The organism is Thermodesulfobacteriota bacterium (genome assembly GCA_035325995.1).
GTDB lineage: Bacteria > Desulfobacterota_D > UBA1144 > Nemesobacterales > UBA2774 > JADLGH01.
In genome coordinates this window covers 235,776-254,977 of sequence record DAOKYU010000001.1, presented here as the reverse complement: position 1 = coordinate 254,977, position 19,202 = coordinate 235,776, and the positions used below count along the sequence as shown (strand labels likewise).

The following is a 19,202-nucleotide window of genomic DNA, read 5'->3' as shown; positions in this document are numbered from 1 at the left end:
AAGCGAGCCAATCTTGCTGCATCCGAGAACGGTAGTCATCGCCGGAGGCCGCGCGAATTTCGCGGCCCCCGCGGCGCACGGCAACAGGCGGGACGGCAACCTGTCTCATGCCCCGGTCATTCGAGCGAGAAGAGCTTCATCTTCCTGTAAAGCGTGTCCCTCGAAATCCCGAGCATCTCCGCGGCCTTCGACTTGTTCCCGCCCGATTCCCTGAGAGCCTGCTCCAGTGCGAACTTCTCCAGCTTGTCGAGCGAGAGGAGCTGGTGCTCAGACGTCCTGGGCTGGCTCCAGAGGAGATGGTTCTTGAGCTCCTTTTCGGATATGAGGGTCTTTGCAGGGGGGATTACGGCGACGATACTCTCTATTAGATTTTCGAGCTCCCTTATATTGCCGGGGAAATCGTAGGAATAAAGGGCCGAATACGCGTCCTCCGAAAACCCGCCTACGCTCTTCCCGTATTTCCTGTTGAACCTCTTTAAGAAGTAATCCAGCAAAAGCGGGATATCCGTCTTCCGCTCCCTGAGTGGCGGAAGCTCTATCACGATGACGGCCAGCCTGAAGAAGAGGTCCTCCCTTAAATACTTCGTCTTCAAATCTTCTATAGAGTGATTGCTTGCCGCAATAACCCTCACGTCGAGCGGTATCTCGTTCGTATAGCCTATGGGCCTCACCTTATATTCCTCCAAGACCCTCAGCATCCTCACCTGGAGGTCCTTCGGCATCTCCCCGATCTCGTCGAGGAATATCGTCCCCTTGTCCGCCGCCAGAAAAAGCCCCTCGTGGTCCCTCACGGCCCCCGTAAAGGCCCCTTTCCGATACCCGAAGAGCTCGGATTCGAGCAGCTCCTTCGGAATCGCCCCGCAGTTGACGGCGATAAACGGCCTCTCCGCCCTCTGGCTCTTGATATGTATGGCCTTCGCCATGAGCTCCTTTCCCGTCCCGGTCTCGCCCACGATGAATACGGGCGCATTGCTGCCAGCGGCGGCCGACGCCTTCTCGAAGACGAGCCTCATTGCCCTCGAGCTGCTGACTATGCTGTCGAAGCCGTACTTGTCCGAAAGAAGCTCCTTCAGGTTATCCACCCTGTCTTCGAGCTCGCGCGTTTTCCTTAGCGCGTCTATCTTGTTCAGGAGAACGTCCTTGTCGAACGGCTTGGTGATGAAATCCTTCGCCCCGAGCTTTATGGCCTCGACGACGTTCTGCACCGTCCCCTGCCCCGTCACCATAATCACCGGGAGCTCCGGCATGAGCTCCCTCAGCTTTTCGAGGAGCGTATAACCGTCCATGAGCGGCATGACGAGGTCCACGAGGGCGAGGTCGATGTCCGGGGCCTCGTGCACCTTTTCGAGCGCTTCCTTCCCGGAATAAGACGGGATCGCCTCGTATCCGCTCCGTTCGAGAAGCTCCCTCAATATGTCGACGAATTCCGCGTCGTCGTCTACGAGCAACACCTTGAATCTGTTTTTGTCCACTATAACTCCTTCTCCCCGTGTATGGGCAGTTTAATAAGCAGCGTGGTCCCCTTCCCTTCCTTGCTTTTGATCGAAACCTCTCCGCCGTGGTCGGTTATGACGCGCTTCGCAACGGAAAGCCCGAGGCCGGTTCCGACGCCGGTCGGCTTCGTGGTGAAAAACGGGTCGAAGACAAACGGTATAACCTCCCTCGGTATGCCGGTGCCCGTATCCTCTATACGCACCACGGCGAATCCCGGGACTTCTTCCCCGTTCGCCGTAATAGTGAGCTTCCCGCCCCCGGGCATGGCGTCGACGGCGTTCATCACGGCATCGCTGAAAACGAGATGGAGGAGATTCGGATCAGACAGAATCACGAGACCGGGGTCCGTATCCGTTTCAGCCGTTATACCGTGCTTTCGTAAAAGCGGCCGCACCATATCGAGCGATTCGGTCAGAATCTCCGAGAGGTTCTCGGGGGCCTTTTCGCTCCGGGGGTTGCTGACGAACCGTAAAAGCCTCTGTATCACCTTCTGGCCGTAGAGTATCTGCCTTTCTATCGAATCCAGCTTCTCACCGATTTCTCCGCACTCGGGAATCTCCTTCATGTCGTCTTTCAGCATCTGAACACGGAGCAGCATCGACGCGAGCGGGGTGCCCATGTGATGGGCGAACCCCTCGGCCATCCTGCCGACTATCTGCGCCTTTTCGAGCTCGACGATTTTGTTCCTCATAGCGATCCTGGCGGATATGTCCCTGACGGTTTCGATGAACCTCCCCCCGCCCTGCTCCATGTATACGAGGCTTATGCTCACGGGCACGCGCCCCCCGCTCTTTTTCAACATCTCCGTTTCGTGGTCCACTATAGCGGCGCCTTCCCTGACACGCTCGAGAAGATTAGCAAAACGCTGTCTTCTCTCCGGGGTTATAATTTCCCAGATTTCATTTATCTGGCCGCCATCGCCCGCAAAGAGCTCGAGACCGGCCCTGTTCGTCGTCTCCACCCTTCCCGACGAATCGAACACCAGCACCGCGTCGGACGTATTATCCAACACCCGGCGGAACTTCTCGTCCCCTTCCCTTACCAGCTTCTCGACAAGCTTCCTGTCGGTAATGTCCACGATGGTGCTGAGAACGACCATTCCCGTTTTCGTCTGCACGGGATTGAGCCCGATCTCGACGGGGAACTCCGTCCCGTCTTTCCGGCAGGCGAAAAGCTCCCTCCCCCTGCCCATCGGACGGGTGCTCGGAGATGCCTGGTACGAATACCTGAACTCGGTGTGTATCCTCCTGAAGCGCTCGGGAACGAGCACTTCTATGGTCTCGCCGACCAGCTCCCCGGGCTCGTACCCGAACATCTTGTTTACGAGGGAATTTACGAACAGTATCTTTCCCCTGTGGTTCGTCATAACGATGCCGCTCGGCACCGATTCCACTATCAGGCTGTAATTCTTCTCCAGGAGCTCTTCGTCGGTCCCCGTGCCCCCGTCCGCCGGCTGCGCCTTCCCCTCCTGCCCCGCGATCGCGGATACAGGCTCCTTTTTCACCTTTTTTACGCTTGCGCTCATTGTCGAAGCTGCCCCGGAGGTATTTCTATACGGATACGATAACCGAATTTACAGGATAGCACCGCACGATTCCGCTTACAATCTCCCGTAGACGGGGCGGGAAGCGGGGTGCGGTTAGATATAGGTATAGTACTCGAATCTCCTCTCCCACGTCTGAAGATCGTAGGATGCAACGACAAGGTCCTTCTGATCGCTGGTGTCCTCGTCGACCACGTAATAGTTGAGGACGGATTCGGGCTCGAACCCGTAATGGTTGAGGATTTTTATGAAGCTCGTATTATCGTGAAGGTATCTTACGATTATTTTCTGAAATTGCCTTTTCAGGCCCTCGTAAAGGAGGATGTTGAACATAAGCGAGCCGAGGCCCTTGCCTCGGAATTCGGGGTCCACCACGAGCTTCACCTCGGCCGCGTGGGGCCAAAACAGCCCCTCGGTGTTGAGTGTGCCCTTGGCAATTACCTCGCCGTCCCTGATTGCGACCAGGTCTTCGACCTTCCTGTAGCTCTGACTGAGAAACCAGTTTTCGAGAGGCTCGCGCCTGGTGACGTCGTCCTTGTACATGAGCAGGTCCGATTTCGGTATCCTGGAAAAGAGTCTCCTTACGGCGTCTGCGTCCTCTTCCCGGATCCGCCTCACAACGACGGTCGTCTTATCCCTTAGAACCAGTTCTTTTGGATACCCTTTCATTCCTCCTGTTAGCTTGCAAGAGTCGTACCAGTTGGGCGGCATAATACAAAATCGAGTAATCTGCGGAAGTTCAGCGCTAAAGCCCGCGCCGAGCATGAAGATTTATATATGGAACAAGCGATACCTGCAGATGAAGCGGACTGCCGGAAAGCAGAGCGGCAGGCTATTTCCGTACTGCCGACGCCCGCTCAATGTCTTAATTTAAGACACACGACAGATACACACGGGGCACGCCACTATTTTGCTTCGTGGTTATTCCCGGCAGTCGGCCGAGACGATTCCCCGGCATTCCTCCTTGCCGCCCCCGCACCCTTAAGATACTCGATGACCTCTTCGCTGTTCTCGCCGGCCCATTCCCACTCGAAGATTTCTATTTCATTCAGGCTCGTGAGATCGTCTCCGAAGAGAAAAACCGCACGGTATCCGTCCGTCCACCATGGCTGCTTCATGAAATTCCAGTGCGGGTCGTCGGGTGTGGACGGCCTTATCCCCTTTACGTAACCGAACTTCTTCACACCGCCCGAAAAGAGAAGATCCTGCTCCAGATAGGTCCTGGCCTCGTCGAGGTCGGGGTCTATGGCGTGTGCCGATAACCACGGAGTCCTGAACGTCATGTAAGACCCTACATCCCTGCTCACGGAGCCTGCCCATACGTCCATGCCCCTGTATCTTACGGGCATGAGCCAGAGCCTGAGATGGTTCCGCTCGTGTATGCTCGAGCGCGCCTTCTGGAGCCCTATGTCCTGTGCGCGCTTGAATACATATACGCTGCTCATGGGGGAAGTCCTGTACCTCGCACCGCTGAAATACGCCTTGAACGCTTTCCAGCCGGAGCCGGCGGTTATCGGCTCCGTAACGTCCCAGCCGCGCCTTATGAACGACGCCACTATATCGTCCGTATCACCGACGACGAAGAAATTGATCGCGTCGTTTTCGCCCGTGCCGTCCTTTCTTGTCGCGCAACATGGAAAGCTTTCGAGAGCTTGTCTCAGCTCCTCTTCCGTCTCGTAGTTCACGTACTCGTTTTTCTTATAAATTTTATCCCAGTCCACGCGTTGGTAATCCAGCTTGATACCGGGAATTTCGAAATAGAACATGAAATTGTGGTAGCGGTTTTCGCCGTAAACACTGACGTTCACATATTTAACGCCCGGATCCCACTCGGCGTAAAAGAAGCCTGTAATCTCTCCGCCGGGAGGTATTTCTCTGCTCGAGCTCTGATAGTTGAAATACTCCGTGATTTCCTCATTCGCAGGATTCGCGAAACCGTGATTCGTATAGGCCGCCTCGTTAGGCGAGAAATATTCGGGGTCCATGGCTACATAAACCAGGGTAACCGGCTTGTCGGTATCGTTCCTGACCTCGATCCACACCGGCTGAATCCCTTTTCCTCCGAGGTCGAACCCGAAAATCTGCTCGTTCTCCTGATCGCTTGGCACTGCCGCGGTAACCGTAATGCCGTCCTCGGACTGCGTCTCGCCCCTTGTAATAAAAGGAACTTCCCTAAGCGGATCGCCGGAAGGCGAATACACCTTGCAGCCCTTGGCCGCCGGGGCGCCGAAAACCGACTCGTCGTCCGGCTGAGTGCCGCAGTATGGCGAGCACCCGGCGATTATCGCAGGCAGCGAAAGGGTGAGAATGGCAAGAAATATCTTCACTGCTCTCATCGCGCTCAATACTCCGCGTCCTCCCATGGTAGTATCACCATTTCGTCGAGCTGAACCGGCTCGTCTGTGAAGAAGAGCACCGCCCTCTTCCCGTCGGACCACCACGGGAGACCCGAAAGATTAGTGTGGGGATCGTCTTCGGTCGCAGGAGGAATACCCTTTATGAATCCTAGCTCGTAGACGTTGCCGGAAAGCACCATATCCTCCACTATATAGTCCCGCGTCTCGTCGATGTTTGGATCTATCTCCTGGGCGACGAACCAGTATTTTCTAACTCTCAAATCGGAACCTATGTCGCGGCTTACCGCGCCGGCCCATACGGTCATCCCCTTGTAGCGTATGGGGGTGAGCCACACCCTGAGGGTGTTACGCTGGCGGTACGTTGAGCCCGTTTTCGCTCGCGACTTCTGGAGGCTGAAGTCCTGCCTCCGTCCGTATGTATAGAGGCTCGACATCGGGAAAGTCCTGTATCTGGCCGTCGAGAACACCTTGTTCAAATCCATGCTGAATTTCTTTTTCTCGACCTCCGCAACGTCCCACCTTCGCTTGATAGTAGCCGCCGTTATGTCGCTCGGCTTCCCGACAAAAATAACGTTTATCGGATCGCCCTGTCCCGTACCGTCCTCACTCGCGGTGCAGCACGGGAGCGCGGCGAGCGCTTCCCGGAGCTCTTCCTCCGTCTCCACGTGTATAATCTCCTCGTCCGTGTAGAGAGACGAAAAATCCACGTGCTCGTTATCCGGAGTTACCCCGGGCACCTCGAAGTAGAAAAAGAAATTTTCCGTATTCTCCACCTCGTAAAGCGTAACGTTGACGAATTTCACGCCGGGGTCGAGGTTCGTGTACACGAATCCCTTACGCCTGTGGCCGGGCAGTATGAATTCCAGCTCGATAGCGTTCTCGTCGAACACGGCGTCCATTTTCTTGTTCGCCGAGCGGCCGAACCTGAAATGGTTCATCCACGAAACCTCGTTCGGCGAGAAATAGCCGGGGTCGAGGGCTACGGGCATGAACATGTACGGCACGCTCGATTTGTTTTCAATATCTATCCATACGGGCTGCACGCCTTTGGCGGCGAGGTCGACGCCGAATATTTCCTCGCTCTCGTCACGGCTCAATACCGCCGTCGTTACGGTAAGACCGTCCCGGCTCTTCGTCTGCGCCCTTTCGAGGAAAGTCGATTCCCCGAGCGGCTGGGGGTCGTATGACGCGGCGCACCCGGAAAGAACGAGCAGCGTTATGAATATTAAGGCAGCACGGAAAGTACTCAGCATGATCGAAGATTAACTCACAACGGCGATATAGCGCCGACTCGCCGCGATGCAGACAAATCTGCAAGGTTCCGGCTAGCCACGATATCCCGCTGTGTTTATTTGCCAGTAATTTTATTACTTCGAGCGGGATTATTCAATACGATCTGGATACAGTGATTTCACCCCTTTACGGAACACGCAATGGGTTTAGTTGCCGCTTCCCGAAAGTTCGTTTAGAAGTTTTTCGACCGCAGGATCATCGGGCGAGAGTTTGTGAAGTTTTTCGGCATACCTTCTTGCCGCTCCGAGGTCGCCGGAGTTGGCGTTGAATAAAGTAAGGGCGTAGAGTGTTTCCCGGTCATTCGGATTGCGCGAATTGGCCTCTTCGAGAACCGTCAGCGCATCGTCCGGCTTGCCGGTTTCGTTGAGCGCCACCGCATAAACATAGCTGTAGCGGGCGTTCTCCGGGTTAAGCCTTACGGCTTCTGAGAGGGCATTCATCGCCTCGGGCACATTCTTCCGTCTGATTAGAAGAAGCCCGAGCGCATGGTAGGCGTCGGCATTCTCAGGCGAAATATCGATCGCTTTCCTGAGGAGCCCCTCCCCCTCTGCGTCGCGGCCCTCCATCCTGTAAAGGTCGGCAAGGTTAACATAAGCAGGTGCAAATGACGGAGAAAGCCTCATGGCGGTTTTATAGGATTCCTCTGCTTCGGCGAATTGTCCGAGCTCCGTATAGGCAAGCCCGAGATTTATGTGCGACTCCGGCCGGTCGGCACTAACCATCTGCGATTTTACGAATTCACTAAAACCGTCGCTCAGCGTCCGAACCTGTGCGGGAGTCATATTTCCCTTGGGGACCCCGGCAAGAACTGATGCAGCCTTGATCCTCACGCCGAGTACGGGATCCTTGAGTAAGGGAAGCGCCAGCGCTAGCCTCGTTTCGGGCGGCGCGTGATAAAGCGCATCGAGTGCAGCCCCGCGCATCAGCGAGTCGCCGCTTTTTAGGCCTTCTCCAATGACGCCGAGCGACGAAGGGCTCAGGTACCCCCCTAGATTCTTGAGCGCGGTCGCCCTTGCAATCGAAGGCGCGCTTTCGTTCCCGGCGAGATCCCCCAGGAGCCCTTCCGCTCCAGCTTCGCCGGTCCGGCCGGCATGAAGAGCCTCTGCATAATCCTGATGACCCGTGTCGCTGCTTCCTTTCCATCCCGATATCTCCGACGCGGCCCATTCCGGAGAGCGGTCCGCGTGGCACTTGCCGCACGCGTTGGGAACACCGATCTTAACGGTGAGGTCGGGCCTCGGCATCCTGATACTATGATCGCGGCGGCCGTCGATCTGCATGTACATCGTTTCGGACATGTGGCATGCGGCGCAGTTTGCGCCCGCAGAGCCCATCTCGTGATTGTGATGCATCGGCGTGTCGTACTTTGCCGCCGAATGACACCCCCCGCATAACGCATTCCCCTCAGCCCTCAGCTCGAGGCTGTGAGGATTATGACAGTCGCTGCAGGTTACCCCCTCGTGATACATCTTGCTCTGAACAAACGAGCCGTACTCGTAATCCTCAGCCTGTATCTGCCCGTCCGGATAGTAGACCCCTTCGTCCAATAGTGAAGGCATGTAGCTGTCGAGAAAGCTCTCACCGTGGAAATAATCTTCAGCTATCGCACTTCTCCTCGAATGACACTGCGCGCAGACGTCCACCTCCTTATGCCCGCCGATCGGACGGCTCCTGATGGCGTTCCCCGATATAGCATCGATATTCCAGACTACCCCTTTTCTTTCGCCGAGATTAACGACGAGCCCGTTGCCGGGAGCCTCGCCGGAGTTTTTTGACTCGGCCCATTTCACGTGCTCCGACCCCGGGCCATGACACGCTTCACAGGAAACATCTATTTCGGACCAGGATGTTTTATAGGTATTCGTTTCGAGGTCGTAATTCTTCCTGAGGTCGGTAGAGTGGCACTCGGCGCACATGTGGTTCCAGTTCTGGTCTATCCCGGTCCAGTGAAGCGTATCGGTATGAACGATCTCCCGATCCGGGTAGAGATGAAACCAGCGCTGGCCGCCGTCGCCCGCGGGCCTGCTGTCCCACGCAATGCCGAGGGTCTGGAGCCGCCCGCCGGGGAATTCGACGAGATATTGCTGCAGCGGATACACGCCAAACGTGTACTTTATTTCGTACTCGTCGGGCTTACCGTCGGGCCCGTCCGTCTCGACCATGAACTTGTCGTCCTGCATGTAAAACCGGGTCTTCCGGCCGTAGTAATCGAATTCCGCCCCGCCGAAATCCCCGAGAACGGTCCCACCCTCCGCCTCCTGCATGGCAAGGTCGTGGTGTGAGCCGAGCCATTGGTCGTACTCGCTTTGATGACACCGTGCGCAAACCTTGCCGCCGGTAAACTGCGGCTCGGGAGCCGGGCTCTTCGTATATACAGACGAAGTTGCGGGATGTTTTACCTCATCGGCCCCAAAATAAGACGGGCCCTTTACCGCCAGAAATCCGGCGACAAGAACGACAACCAGCACCAGGCCGATAGCCAGTTTCGAATTTCTCAACAGGAGCTGTCACTCTCGATAAAGTTAATTCCCTTGTACCCGCAACTCTTCAGGCAAGAGACATTTATGATGGTTCAATTCCTCCCCACCGTCAAGCAGGCCGAACGGGGACGCTCACTATTAGAATCATGGTCGATTTATAATCCTATGATTCACTTCTCGTATGAACGACACAAAAGCTAGAACTGGAACGCGACGCCTACCTGCGGGCCATGGATCCACGCGTCCCATACGAAGCGGTTGTCGCCGCTCCCGTTCTCGTATTTATCGTAGAGGGCCCTGTAGCCGATTATAGGAGTTATCCGGTACCATGGGAGCTCATAACCGATATATCCGGCGATATTCCACGATATGTCCGACGAAAAGCCGAGACCGAACCCGCCTACATCGCTCCTCAGCTGGATAAAAAATTTGTTTATGGCAAGATTCGCGCGCCCGCCGGCTATGAAATCGAACCAGCTCTGGCTGTCGCTTACGTTAGGGTTCACGCCGAAAGGTCCCTTTATGTCGAGCTCGTTCTTGAGATACCAGTAGCGTCCTCCGCCTATCAGGTCGAACGTCAGGGAAGTGTTTGTTTTGCTTTTATAACTCCCGGCTCCACCCCCCGGCTGCCACGTTCCCAGCCTGTAGAACCCACCGAATTCACCGAGGAAGAATTTCGTTACGAATTTCGCGCTCAGGGTATTATCGAACCTGAGATCGACGTTATCCTTCATCGCTATTTTCGCGTAGCTCGTGTCTATGAAAAACCCGTACCTGTCCTTCCATGTCTCGATATGAACCTCGGCCGCGAAGTCGAGGTTGTCCCATATATCGCCGAAGGAAACATCCAGATTCGCAGTCCTGCCCTTGATCGTGGTTTTCCCGTTTATTCCCATCAGCCAGAGATAGGGGATAATCGCGAACTGCCACTTGTCCGAAGGCGCTTCGATGAATGTTGAACCGGTCGTGGTTTTATCCGCTTGTGCGTAGAACTGTTTGTTCCCTGCGGCGGAGCCGTCCGCCGCGACGAGGAGAATCCCCTCGGCGGTATCGTTATTCATGTCATCTTCCAAAGCAACGTCGAATGACGGCAGAAGCACAGAATCGCCTTTGGTCGATTGACCGTCCGTCCGCTCGTGCGTGCACAGAGCGCCGCATTGGCTATATACATCACCGGCTCCCGAAATCAGAAACAAAACAGCGGCGCCGGCAATAACGAGGCCCCGACTATAGAGATTTAATTTCGACATATATCCCCTTAAGATATTCCGCGAATCATGGAGCGCGTAAGATTTTCATACCGTTTCGGCCGTGCATTCTCGAATAGCCCCTTCGTTTACCCGGCAAGACACACAGCCGAAACGGCAGCAATTCTCTTTATATGACTTGTCAACGCCTGACTGACTACTGATGCGCAGGCTCCGCACCATCGCGCGCCTCGGCCTCCGCTTTTTCGAGCTTCTTGATATCTTCGGGCGAAAGCTTCGGGCGATCGATCCTGATCGTCAGCTTGTCGAGCCCGGCCGTCAGCGGGAACGGCGGCTGATAATCCTCGTCGTTCACGCCTGTGAGCGTGTCGGAGCCGATATCGAAGCTCTCGTCCCACTGCAGTATCATCGGCAGCGTGTGCTCCATTTTGATCGTCTGCACTTCCTTGCCGTCCACCTTCAGCGTGCCTGTGCCGGACTGGCCGACGCCGCTGAAGCTGTTGTACGCAAGCGTGCCGCTGCCGGTGCCGTCATACCTGAAATCGAACTCCAGCGTGTGCTTGCCCGGCGCGAGAGCTTCCTGGCTTTCCCACTTTATCCGCTTCAGGTCGAGAAGGTTCCACAGGAACACCGGCTTGCCTTTGAGGAGGTAGAAGCCGTATCCGGCGAATCGTCCGCCCGAGGTCAGAATCATCCCCTCGGCGCCGTCCTCGGGCACGTCGATATCGGCGGTGATGGTGTACGAGGTGTTCAGGAGAAACGGCGAGTCGCCCTGCGGCAACCCCGTCATAGGCCGCGTGTAAACGAACTCCGTTCGCCCGGCGGTGATGTTCGGACGCGGCGCGACGATTCGGGCCGCCACAGACGCATCCAGCGGGAAGACCTGATATTTCTTCGCTTCCTCGACGAACATCTTCTGCATCTCCTCGACCTTGTCCGGATGCTCCGCAGCTATGTCGTTGGCCTGGTTGAAATCCCCGGTCAGATCGTAGAGCTGGAACACCTGGTTATTCAGAGGATCGGGATTCGCCGGGCCGAAAGCCTGCCACGGCGCGCGGTTAACCTTGGTGCTAAGGAGCCAGCCGTCGTGGTAAAGCGCCCACTGGCCCATCATTTCGAAGTACTGCGTACGGTGCCTCGACGGCGCCTTTGCGTTCTTCACGTCGAATGTATAGAGGAAGCTCGTGCCCTCGATCGGCGCCTGCCTGACCCCATCCAGCACCTTGGGCGTCTGGATTCCGGCCGCTTCGAGTATAGTCGGCATAACGTCGATCACGTGAATGAACTGTTCGCGGAGCGCCCCCTTGTCCTTGATGCGCGCCGGCCACGACACCACCATGTTCTGGTTGACGCCGCCGAGTCTGGACGCATTCTGCTTGAACCAGTCGAACGGCGTGTCGAACGCCCACGACCAGCCGGCGGACATGTGATTGTAGGTCTTTTCAGTGCCCCACGCGTCATAAAATTTCATCTGTACGTCGACCGGCACGGTGACGCCGTTAAAGAACGCGACTTCGTTCGGCGTGCCGAGCGGCCCTCCCTCGGCGCTGGTGCCGTTATCGCCGTTTATGTAGATGATGAGCGTGTTGTCGAGCCGCCCGAGCTCTTCGAAGGCCTGTATCACGCGCCCTATCTCGTGGTCGTTATAGGCGGCGAATGCGGCAAAGACTTCGACCTGGCGAATGAAGAGCTTCTTTTCCTCCGGGCTGAGCTCGTCCCAGGGCTTAAGGATTTCCTTCGGCCAGGGCGTGAGCTTCGCATCCTGGGGGATCACGCCGAGCCGCTTCTGGTTCTCGAAGATGCGCTCCCGGAGCTTCTCGTACCCGTCGTCGAAAAGATGCATCTCGTGGATCTTGTCTATCCACTCCCGTGTCGGGTGGTGAGGCGCGTGTGTGGCGCCCGGGGCGTACTTTATGAAGAGAGGCTTCGAGGGGTCGGTCTGGTGCATGCGCGTCATCCAGTCGATGGCGTCATCGGCCATTGCCGTGACGAGGTTCCACGACCCTTCCTGTCCCTTGAAAGGATAAATTTGCGTCGTGTTTCGGAATAGATTCGGCTCCCACTGGTTGGCGTCCCCGCCGACAAAGCCGTAGAAGTATTCGAAGCCCATTCCGGTAGGCCACTGGTCGAACGGCCCCACCTGGCTGGCCGCGAAGGCCGGCGTGTTGTGGTCCTTGCCGAACCACGACGTGGCGTAACCGTTGTCGAGCAGGACGCGCCCAATCGTGGCCTTGTCCGGTTCTATGATGCTGTTATAGCCGGGGAATCCGGTGGACTGCTCGGATATAACGCCGAATCCCGCCGAGTGGTGATTGCGCCCGGTGATGAGCGCGGCGCGCGTCGGCGAGCACAGTGCTGTAGAGAAGACACGGTTATAACGGAGGCCTTCACTTGCGACCCCGTCCATCGTAGGCGTTGGAATGACTCCGCCGAATGTGCTCGGCACGCCGAATCCGGCGTCGTCGGTTATTATCAAGAGAACATTCGGCGCACCCTCGGGCGGTGTGATTCGCGGCGCCCACCACGGGGTCGACTGCAGCGCGTCGTCCTTGATAACCCCGCCGAACGGAAGCTCGGGGGCCGGCAATACCTTACCGCCGATCGTCATCGTAGCATCGGGCGAGCCAAGAGTGCCGGTTACCTCATCGGCCGCCGCCCGAAGAGATGCCGCCAGAATCAAGACACATAAAACACATAAAAAAGTAATTACTGCAAACCCTGCAATCCTCGATTGAATTTTCATTATATCCTCCGGATTGTTGATTCTCTGACTTTTGCAATAACAAAAAATCAAGACATAGAGCAGTTATTGCCACCCCGCACCTAGACCACGCTCTAATAACAAAGAACCACAGTTTTTCAATGCTCTCCTTATAATTCTTTGTTTAATCTGTCATTTTCAGCCCTGTGCCGCCGCATCGGCACCTAACTCAAAAACGACTAATTCACTTTTTCCACCGCCGGCGGCGTCCAGGTTCCGTTAAGGATCGATGGATCCCCGGGCTTCGGCCAGTACATGCGCAGCATCGCTATGAAATCGCCTTTCGGAGCGGGCAGCCAGTTCGATTCCTTGTCGGGGCCGGGCGACTCGTTCTGGAAGTACAGCGTCACCGATACAATTACGAGAACGGCCAGGAACAAAATCGATGTAGCATTCGACATATTTCCTCACTCACTTAACAAGCTCGATCTCAGTCGGCCTCCACTTCTTTGTAAAGAAGGGTTCGAGCGGGCTGTAGAGACGCAGAATCACGAACCAATCCTTGCCGGGCATGGTCTGGATCCAGTTGCCGGGCTTGACCCCCTCGGGCTGTTCAGAACTGAAGTAGATCGTCGTCGAGCCGTCCTTGCTTGGCTCGGCGGCAGGTGACGGATAGCTCTGACTGCCGGCGCGCGGATATTTCTGCGGCGTCTGCAGCATCGAGCGGGTCTGGCTGTCGTATACCGTGAGCGACCAGAATTTGGCCGCGGGAATGTCCTTCGGCAGTGTTACCTTGTACGTCTTGGCGCCGTCGAAGGGATTCTTCCCCCCGTCCAGGAATGTCATGAGATATTGGGAGCCGACGTCCGGGATCCGCATGATCATACCCGGGGAGTCCAGGGTATAGGCATAGTAAAACGCCGTCCGCGAATCGAGCGTGCGTGCGCCGGTCGGCGGGAATGGCTTGAACATGCCGTCTTCGAAGAGCGGCGGCGGCGTTTCGAAGAAGGCACCGCCTTGCCACAGCATGGTGCCCCACTGCGAGTTGGGATAGTAGGCCCAATCGGGATGCACCTCGCTGAAACGCCAGTTGAGCACCCGTCCGAAAGCATTCCCCACCGCGGCTGCGTCGGTGAGAATCTTCTTCATCCGTTCATCAGGCTTGAACTCCTTGCCTTTCACGATGCCGATGGCGGCCATTTGCCCCGCGAGCTCCACATCATAGCTGTCAGCCGGCTCCTGCTGGACGTTGGCGTTGATCATCTCGAAGAACGAGTAATCGTTGGGAGGAATCGTGTTAAAGGCTTTCCCGCTCGCCTCGACGAACTTCGTCTCCGGGACAGGCGGATTGGCCGCAAGCTCGACCTCGCCTTCAAGCGCCGTGGCTATGCTCGTGCCATAGCCGCCAGGTGTGTACGGATAGATCTTGAGGTTCTTCTTGATGTTATCGACGGTCGGCTTGGGATCGTTATCAGTAAGGAATGCGCGAACAGCATACAGAGCCCGGTTCGTGCTCGACCGCGCGATGTAAAAGCCGCCTTCAGGGAGCGGCCCGTCGTAGCCTGGCGGCACGAGCAGGTATTTTCCACCGCGGCCTCGATCGGGGCCGGGAAAACCGACGTCGATAATCCACGAAAACCACATGTCGTTGATGGTGCCAAGCCCCAGCGGTGGCTGTTCGACCACCATCGGCCCTTTCGTCAGGTCGACGAATGCAATGTAATAGACCGTGTCGGCGTTGCCCGTCAGGAACAGCGAGTTCGAATCCAGCAGTTCGGAAAAGACAACGACCATGTTGTCTTGCGCACCGATGCTGAGGAAGCCTTCCCGGATCGCGTAAGCAGATGCGCCCCGGAAGCTGTTGTTGAACACGTTCAAGGCGCGGGTAAAGTCCACGGTGTCGTAGACCTTCTGCGCGGTTTCCGCGCTCGGCGCGCCGTCCTTGAACTCGAGCGTACCGATCCTTGTCTCGACCGTGTCGGGCGTCGTAATCGACTCTGGGATTCCCGGAGTCGTCTGTCCCGAAGCTATCCGGGGCAGCACAAGCACGACGCAGGCCACGGTGGTCAGAAGGACTGAAGATATCTTCATTGTCTCTTCCTCCTCGTTTATTATATTCGATACACTCTAATCATTTCCATTTCTTTCCTGCTATTTTTCATTCCATTTCGGTTTTAATAACTAAACCAACCTTATCAAACAACTATTGCGCACGACTAATAACCGGCGGCCACCAGGTGCCATCCAGAACGGAAGGCGGATTCTCCTTCGGCCAGTATAAACGGAACATGGGAATGAATGGCCCATCCGGAGCTGGCAGCCAGTTCGATTCCTTGTTGGGGCCGGGGTTATCCTTCTGGAGATACAGACTGATTTTTTCACGTCATACCTCCATTCCGTTTTTCCGAAATACGATTACGCACAACTCTTCGACCAGGATTTTTGCATTCTTCAATATGTATTCAAATCGCTGTCGAGCCAGTACTTCGACGCGCTGAAATTCGCCCGGAGCGCGATCCCGGATTCCGTGATCTGATAAACCAGGACAGCCGAATCCAGGGGAACTTCTCCCGATGCCGCCGCGCCGCTGCCCTGGTACTTTGCCGCTGCCTGTCCCTGCGCTCCGAAATTCCAGCCTTCGGTTACGAAATTGCTGTAAACGCCTTCATCGTTGAAGATTATTACCTCGCGGAAGTCGGTGAGCGCGACGCCGAGCCCTGCGCTCGCCTCGCCCATTCTCATGTACGTTTTGAATCCGTCCGAGTTGTCGGTGACCACTCCATACCCGTTTCCCGTGCCGAAATACAGGAGCTGTGTGTTTATATCGCTGAATACCGCGTAGCCTACCGCCCTTTCGACCAACTGCCCGGCCTCGGGATTATTCGCGTAAAGCTCCTCCAGTGTTTCATTCGCCATGTTGAGGACATATTCCCTCTTTTGCTCCGGTGTATCTCCCTGTGGCCGGGCGCATCCCGCAAGCAAAAATAAACATGAAAGTAATACGAGAAATACTGATCTGCTATTCATAAAGCCTCCGTTTTTATCACTGTTTCGGGTTAGGGACAATCCTGTATATAACGCTCCCGCCGCTGTAGTAGGGCTGATAATACGCCCCGCCAAAGGAATAATAGGTGACGCCGTTCACCGTTTCCGAGACGGCGCCGTTCGGAAGCGTGTTGACAGTCGCACCTATGGGTGGTGAAATGACCTGGTAGCCTTGACTTACCTGCGAGTAATAAGCGCCACCGCAGTTGTAATAAGCCGTTTCGCCGGAATATATAGCAGTGCAGCTCGATGGGAGTGTAGTTATAACGGCACCCATAGGCGGAGGGACGACTACGTATTGCGAGCCCTGGGGCATGTAATACACGCCGCCCGAATAATAAAAGGGATTCCCCTGTACGTAAACGGTAGTCGAGCTCGGGGGCACGCTTGCAATCGCCGCCCCGACGGCTACGCCCGCCGCGGCCCCGAGAGCAAGACCCGAATAATATCCCGACCATCCGTGGTAATAATCACCGCCGTACCAGTAATTGTTCCAGTGGTCGTTATAATAGTTATGATTGTAGGTGTTGTTCCAGGTATTCTGCCTGTCCTGCTGGTTTTGTCCGCTCCAGTCCTGCCTGCTCTGCTGGTTTTGACTGCTCCAATCCTGCCTCTGCTGCTGGTTCTCACCCGTCGTGCTCTGTATGCTGCTCTGTCTCTGCTGCTGACGCTGGCTCATCGAGCCATCGCCCGACTGAAAGCTCTGCCTGTTGGCCGAGAAATTCCCGGACCTGTCGGCATTTTCCATGCTCCCGTTCCAGTTGCCCGCGCCGCCGAAGCTGTGGTCGGATGCGTTTATACTCCCGAACCCCCTGCTGCGGAAGAAGCCCTCGCGGAAGCGCGGTCCCGAGTAGCCCCCGCCCCCGAACCCCCCGCCGCTGAATCCTCCCCCCCCGCCCCCTCGAAAACCTCCGCCGCCGAACCTCGCTAGCGCAGGGTCCGCAAACAGCACCGACGAGGTACATGCCAACAGCAGAACGATCAAAAAAGTAACGGCTGTTTTAAGATGATTCCTGTACGAAGAGCGTTCCAACATCAGCGTCCTCCTTTTATACTGACGTTTTTCAAAATCACCATATCTATCTCTTTGGCGCCCTCGGGAATTTTGGGCTCGAAAAACGAATCGGCTAACGATTTATTAAATTTCCAATCCGAAAATACCGCCGTATACTGCGGAGACTCGGGGACCGTTTTATAAGTAATTACAACCTTTCTGACCAGCGGCTTATCCCCCGCCTCTATCCATATCTGCCAGTCTATATACTTCTCGACGAAAGCCAGATGGTAGCATTCCGTTCCATTTACGTCCCCCGGGCCGACATAAAAACCGGATAGCACGTTTTCCATGAGCGTTTTGTATGGATCGCTGTAGAGGAAATCGCTGAGAGCCGGGGTATAGCCGTACTTGTTGATGATTTCCTGAAGCGTGCCGTCTATAGTCGGCTCGGCCTTCACGGTCGAGTATAAATTTTTGGTCAGGTCCAATAAGGTAAAGCTCTTCCCGTCGTACCAGAACTCCCTGGATTCGACGTCGCTCTGGTATTTGGTAAACACCTTGTCCGGTCTTTTTACATCCATATCCTGAGCGGCCGCAAATTGTATCTTTTGCCCGGATGGAAGAATATCGTCGTATAAAATCTCGGCATGGAAGCTGAATTGCTTCGAGTTCTTGATCACGTCACCCATTTTTTGAAGGAGCTCCCTGACCTTGGGATCGATTACAGGAGAAGAAGGCGAGCCCGGGGCCCCTGGAGAATCCTGCGAAAAGGCCGTCGGCGCAGTTAGAAGAAATGCCAGGACAAAATAGAAAACTGCTGCTTTTTTAAGATTCAAGATAGCCCCCCATACTGTCTTAATGTCGAAATTGCACTACAATATCTCTTAATGTTATTCCAATCAGGATCAGGTATCGCGGTCTTCAAACATCGGTAATACCCACAGAAAGATATATATTTCTCCTTATTGCCGGACACCTGTGAATTCGATTATACTTTCGTGATAACTTACCGTCTATCCGAATATTGCAATTAACAAAATGCAAACAATGGGGATGCGCCGGTGCCTGATGCAGGTTGTCTGAACAGAATCGAAACCGCTGAGCTCGAAGAATTGGCTCTGCATATAAAACATGCCGACATCGAGCTTATTCAGATCCGTCCTACACAATCATCGTCGAGTCTGATAAGACTTTCCCTCGACAACATCAACCTCCAGATCGGGAGCTACGGATCGGGTTGTATATCAAACGCCACCAGCGACAGGGAAAGATACGGACTGCTCTACAAGATCGACAGGGAAACTCCGACAAAATGTAACGGACACCAGCTGGATAACAGGAAATTCCTCGTATACGGGAACAATACGGAGCACTTCGCATTTAACGAAGGGCCCTGCACGTGGTCTTATATAACGATAAGCCCTTCTTACTTTGAAGAATGCATCCTCGACCCTATCAAAGGAAAGCTGAAAACGAGTACCGGCGCAGCGTCATGCCTTACCTGCGGGAACCTGCTATCGATCGATAGTTTTCGCGCCACGGTCAGGGAGATTGCGAGGCTCGCGGAAGGAAATGCCCCATTATTCGAGAACCGCGACATTAGAAAAGGTATCGAGCACTCGGTGCTGGAAATCCAGCTTGCCGTTCTCAGTCGAACGCTCGACGCGCCCGCTGCCCGTAACAAAAGAGGCTCAATATCTCACGAGTTTATTATCAAGCGCTCTATCGATTTCCTTAAAGCCAATTCCTATGAGCCTCTGCACCTGCTCGATCTCTGCTCCGCGCTCGGCGTAAAAATGCGGACACTATACTACGCCTTTCAGGAATTCTACGGCATAAGCCCGATCAAATATCTTCGCCTGGTGAGATATGCGGGGGTCCGGAGAGATCTGATAAATGCGGACCCTAAAAGAACTACCGTGACCGAAATAGCCGTAAGATGGCATTTCTGGCACTTCGGCAGATTCTCGGTGGAATACAAGAGCCTTTACGACGAGTCACCTTCCGCAACCCTGAGCAAAGCCGGTCCCCGATGAAGAACCGGCTCATCCATCTGGATATCAGCTATAATCAGCCAGATATGG

13 protein-coding genes and 2 pseudogenes are annotated in these 19,202 nt (G+C 55.4%); 1 reads left to right on the top strand and 14 read right to left on the bottom strand.

Features of this window, described 5'->3' with window-relative positions; translation table 11 throughout:
• Window positions 1–116 precede the first annotated feature (116 nt).
• The 14 genes and pseudogenes from PKC29_01110 to PKC29_01045 all read right to left on the bottom strand — a co-directional run bounded on the left by PKC29_01110 (window position 117) and on the right by PKC29_01045 (window position 17,954).
• Entirely contained in the window at window positions 117–1,472 is a 1,356-nt protein-coding gene (locus PKC29_01110; GenBank protein HML94008.1) for a sigma-54 dependent transcriptional regulator, read from the bottom strand.
• Window positions 1,472–3,019, bottom strand: a complete 1,548-nt coding sequence (locus tag PKC29_01105) for a PAS domain S-box protein (GenBank protein HML94007.1) — start codon at window positions 3,017–3,019, stop codon at window positions 1,472–1,474. Before PKC29_01105 ends, PKC29_01110 begins: the two co-directional genes overlap by 1 nt.
• A 114-nt stretch (window positions 3,020–3,133) precedes the next feature.
• The gene (locus PKC29_01100) at window positions 3,134–3,706 is read right to left on the bottom strand and encodes a GNAT family N-acetyltransferase (GenBank protein ID HML94006.1); all 573 of its coding nucleotides are present in this window, start codon (window positions 3,704–3,706) and stop codon (window positions 3,134–3,136) included.
• A 236-nt stretch (window positions 3,707–3,942) separates the two neighbouring features.
• Window positions 3,943–5,373 (bottom strand): LssY C-terminal domain-containing protein, encoded by a 1,431-nt coding sequence (locus PKC29_01095; GenBank protein ID HML94005.1) that lies wholly within the window; start codon window positions 5,371–5,373, stop codon window positions 3,943–3,945.
• A gap of 5 nt (window positions 5,374–5,378) precedes the next feature.
• The gene (locus tag PKC29_01090; GenBank protein HML94004.1) at window positions 5,379–6,647 is read right to left on the bottom strand and encodes an LssY C-terminal domain-containing protein; all 1,269 of its coding nucleotides are present in this window, start codon (window positions 6,645–6,647) and stop codon (window positions 5,379–5,381) included.
• Between the two features lie 186 nt (window positions 6,648–6,833).
• Window positions 6,834–9,185 carry a tetratricopeptide repeat protein gene (locus PKC29_01085; protein ID HML94003.1) on the bottom strand — a complete coding sequence of 784 codons (2,352 nt, stop codon included), beginning with the start codon at window positions 9,183–9,185 and terminating at the stop codon, window positions 6,834–6,836.
• Window positions 9,186–9,364: 179 nt separating this feature from the next.
• Window positions 9,365–10,228, bottom strand: coding sequence for a hypothetical protein (locus tag PKC29_01080; protein ID HML94002.1), 864 nt, complete (start codon window positions 10,226–10,228; stop codon window positions 9,365–9,367).
• A gap of 343 nt (window positions 10,229–10,571) precedes the next feature.
• The gene (locus PKC29_01075; protein HML94001.1) at window positions 10,572–13,118 is read right to left on the bottom strand and encodes an arylsulfatase; all 2,547 of its coding nucleotides are present in this window, start codon (window positions 13,116–13,118) and stop codon (window positions 10,572–10,574) included.
• A gap of 197 nt (window positions 13,119–13,315) precedes the next feature.
• Window positions 13,316–13,489, bottom strand: a pseudogene (locus PKC29_01070) (DUF1214 domain-containing protein).
• A 58-nt stretch (window positions 13,490–13,547) separates the two neighbouring features.
• The gene (locus tag PKC29_01065) at window positions 13,548–15,167 is read right to left on the bottom strand and encodes a DUF1254 domain-containing protein (protein HML94000.1); all 1,620 of its coding nucleotides are present in this window, start codon (window positions 15,165–15,167) and stop codon (window positions 13,548–13,550) included.
• A gap of 112 nt (window positions 15,168–15,279) precedes the next feature.
• Window positions 15,280–15,450 (bottom strand): annotated as a pseudogene (locus PKC29_01060) (DUF1214 domain-containing protein).
• A 77-nt stretch (window positions 15,451–15,527) separates the two neighbouring features.
• The gene (locus PKC29_01055; protein HML93999.1) at window positions 15,528–15,992 is read right to left on the bottom strand and encodes a hypothetical protein; all 465 of its coding nucleotides are present in this window, start codon (window positions 15,990–15,992) and stop codon (window positions 15,528–15,530) included.
• A 127-nt stretch (window positions 15,993–16,119) separates the two neighbouring features.
• Window positions 16,120–17,157: a DUF6515 family protein gene (locus PKC29_01050; GenBank protein ID HML93998.1), complete on the bottom strand. Its 1,038-nt coding sequence runs from the start codon at window positions 17,155–17,157 to the stop codon at window positions 16,120–16,122.
• Window positions 17,157–17,954 (bottom strand): DUF2092 domain-containing protein, encoded by a 798-nt coding sequence (locus tag PKC29_01045; protein HML93997.1) that lies wholly within the window; start codon window positions 17,952–17,954, stop codon window positions 17,157–17,159. The genes PKC29_01050 and PKC29_01045 overlap by 1 nt, the downstream gene beginning before the upstream one ends.
• Before the next feature lie 225 nt (window positions 17,955–18,179).
• Here PKC29_01045 and PKC29_01040 point away from each other — a divergent pair, with 225 nt between their 5' ends.
• Window positions 18,180–19,154, top strand: a complete 975-nt coding sequence (locus tag PKC29_01040) for a helix-turn-helix domain-containing protein (protein HML93996.1) — start codon at window positions 18,180–18,182, stop codon at window positions 19,152–19,154.
• Window positions 19,155–19,202 lie beyond the last annotated feature (48 nt).

Excerpts from the sequence above, each read along its gene's own strand:
- PKC29_01105 (HML94007.1), bottom strand. The coding sequence starts at position 3,019 with ATGAGCGCAAGCGTAAAAAAGGTGAAAAAGGAGCCTGTATCCGCGATC.
- PKC29_01055 (HML93999.1), bottom strand. The coding sequence starts at position 15,992 with ATGGCGAATGAAACACTGGAGGAGCTTTACGCGAATAATCCCGAGGCC.
- PKC29_01100 (HML94006.1), bottom strand. The coding sequence starts at position 3,706 with ATGAAAGGGTATCCAAAAGAACTGGTTCTAAGGGATAAGACGACCGTC.
- PKC29_01075 (HML94001.1), bottom strand. The coding sequence starts at position 13,118 with ATGAAAATTCAATCGAGGATTGCAGGGTTTGCAGTAATTACTTTTTTA.
- PKC29_01080 (HML94002.1), bottom strand. The coding sequence starts at position 10,228 with ATGAATAACGATACCGCCGAGGGGATTCTCCTCGTCGCGGCGGACGGC.
- PKC29_01050 (HML93998.1), bottom strand. The coding sequence starts at position 17,157 with ATGTTGGAACGCTCTTCGTACAGGAATCATCTTAAAACAGCCGTTACT.
- PKC29_01090 (HML94004.1), bottom strand. The coding sequence starts at position 6,647 with ATGCTGAGTACTTTCCGTGCTGCCTTAATATTCATAACGCTGCTCGTT.
- PKC29_01065 (HML94000.1), bottom strand. The coding sequence starts at position 15,167 with ATGAAGATATCTTCAGTCCTTCTGACCACCGTGGCCTGCGTCGTGCTT.
- PKC29_01095 (HML94005.1), bottom strand. The coding sequence starts at position 5,373 with ATGAGAGCAGTGAAGATATTTCTTGCCATTCTCACCCTTTCGCTGCCT.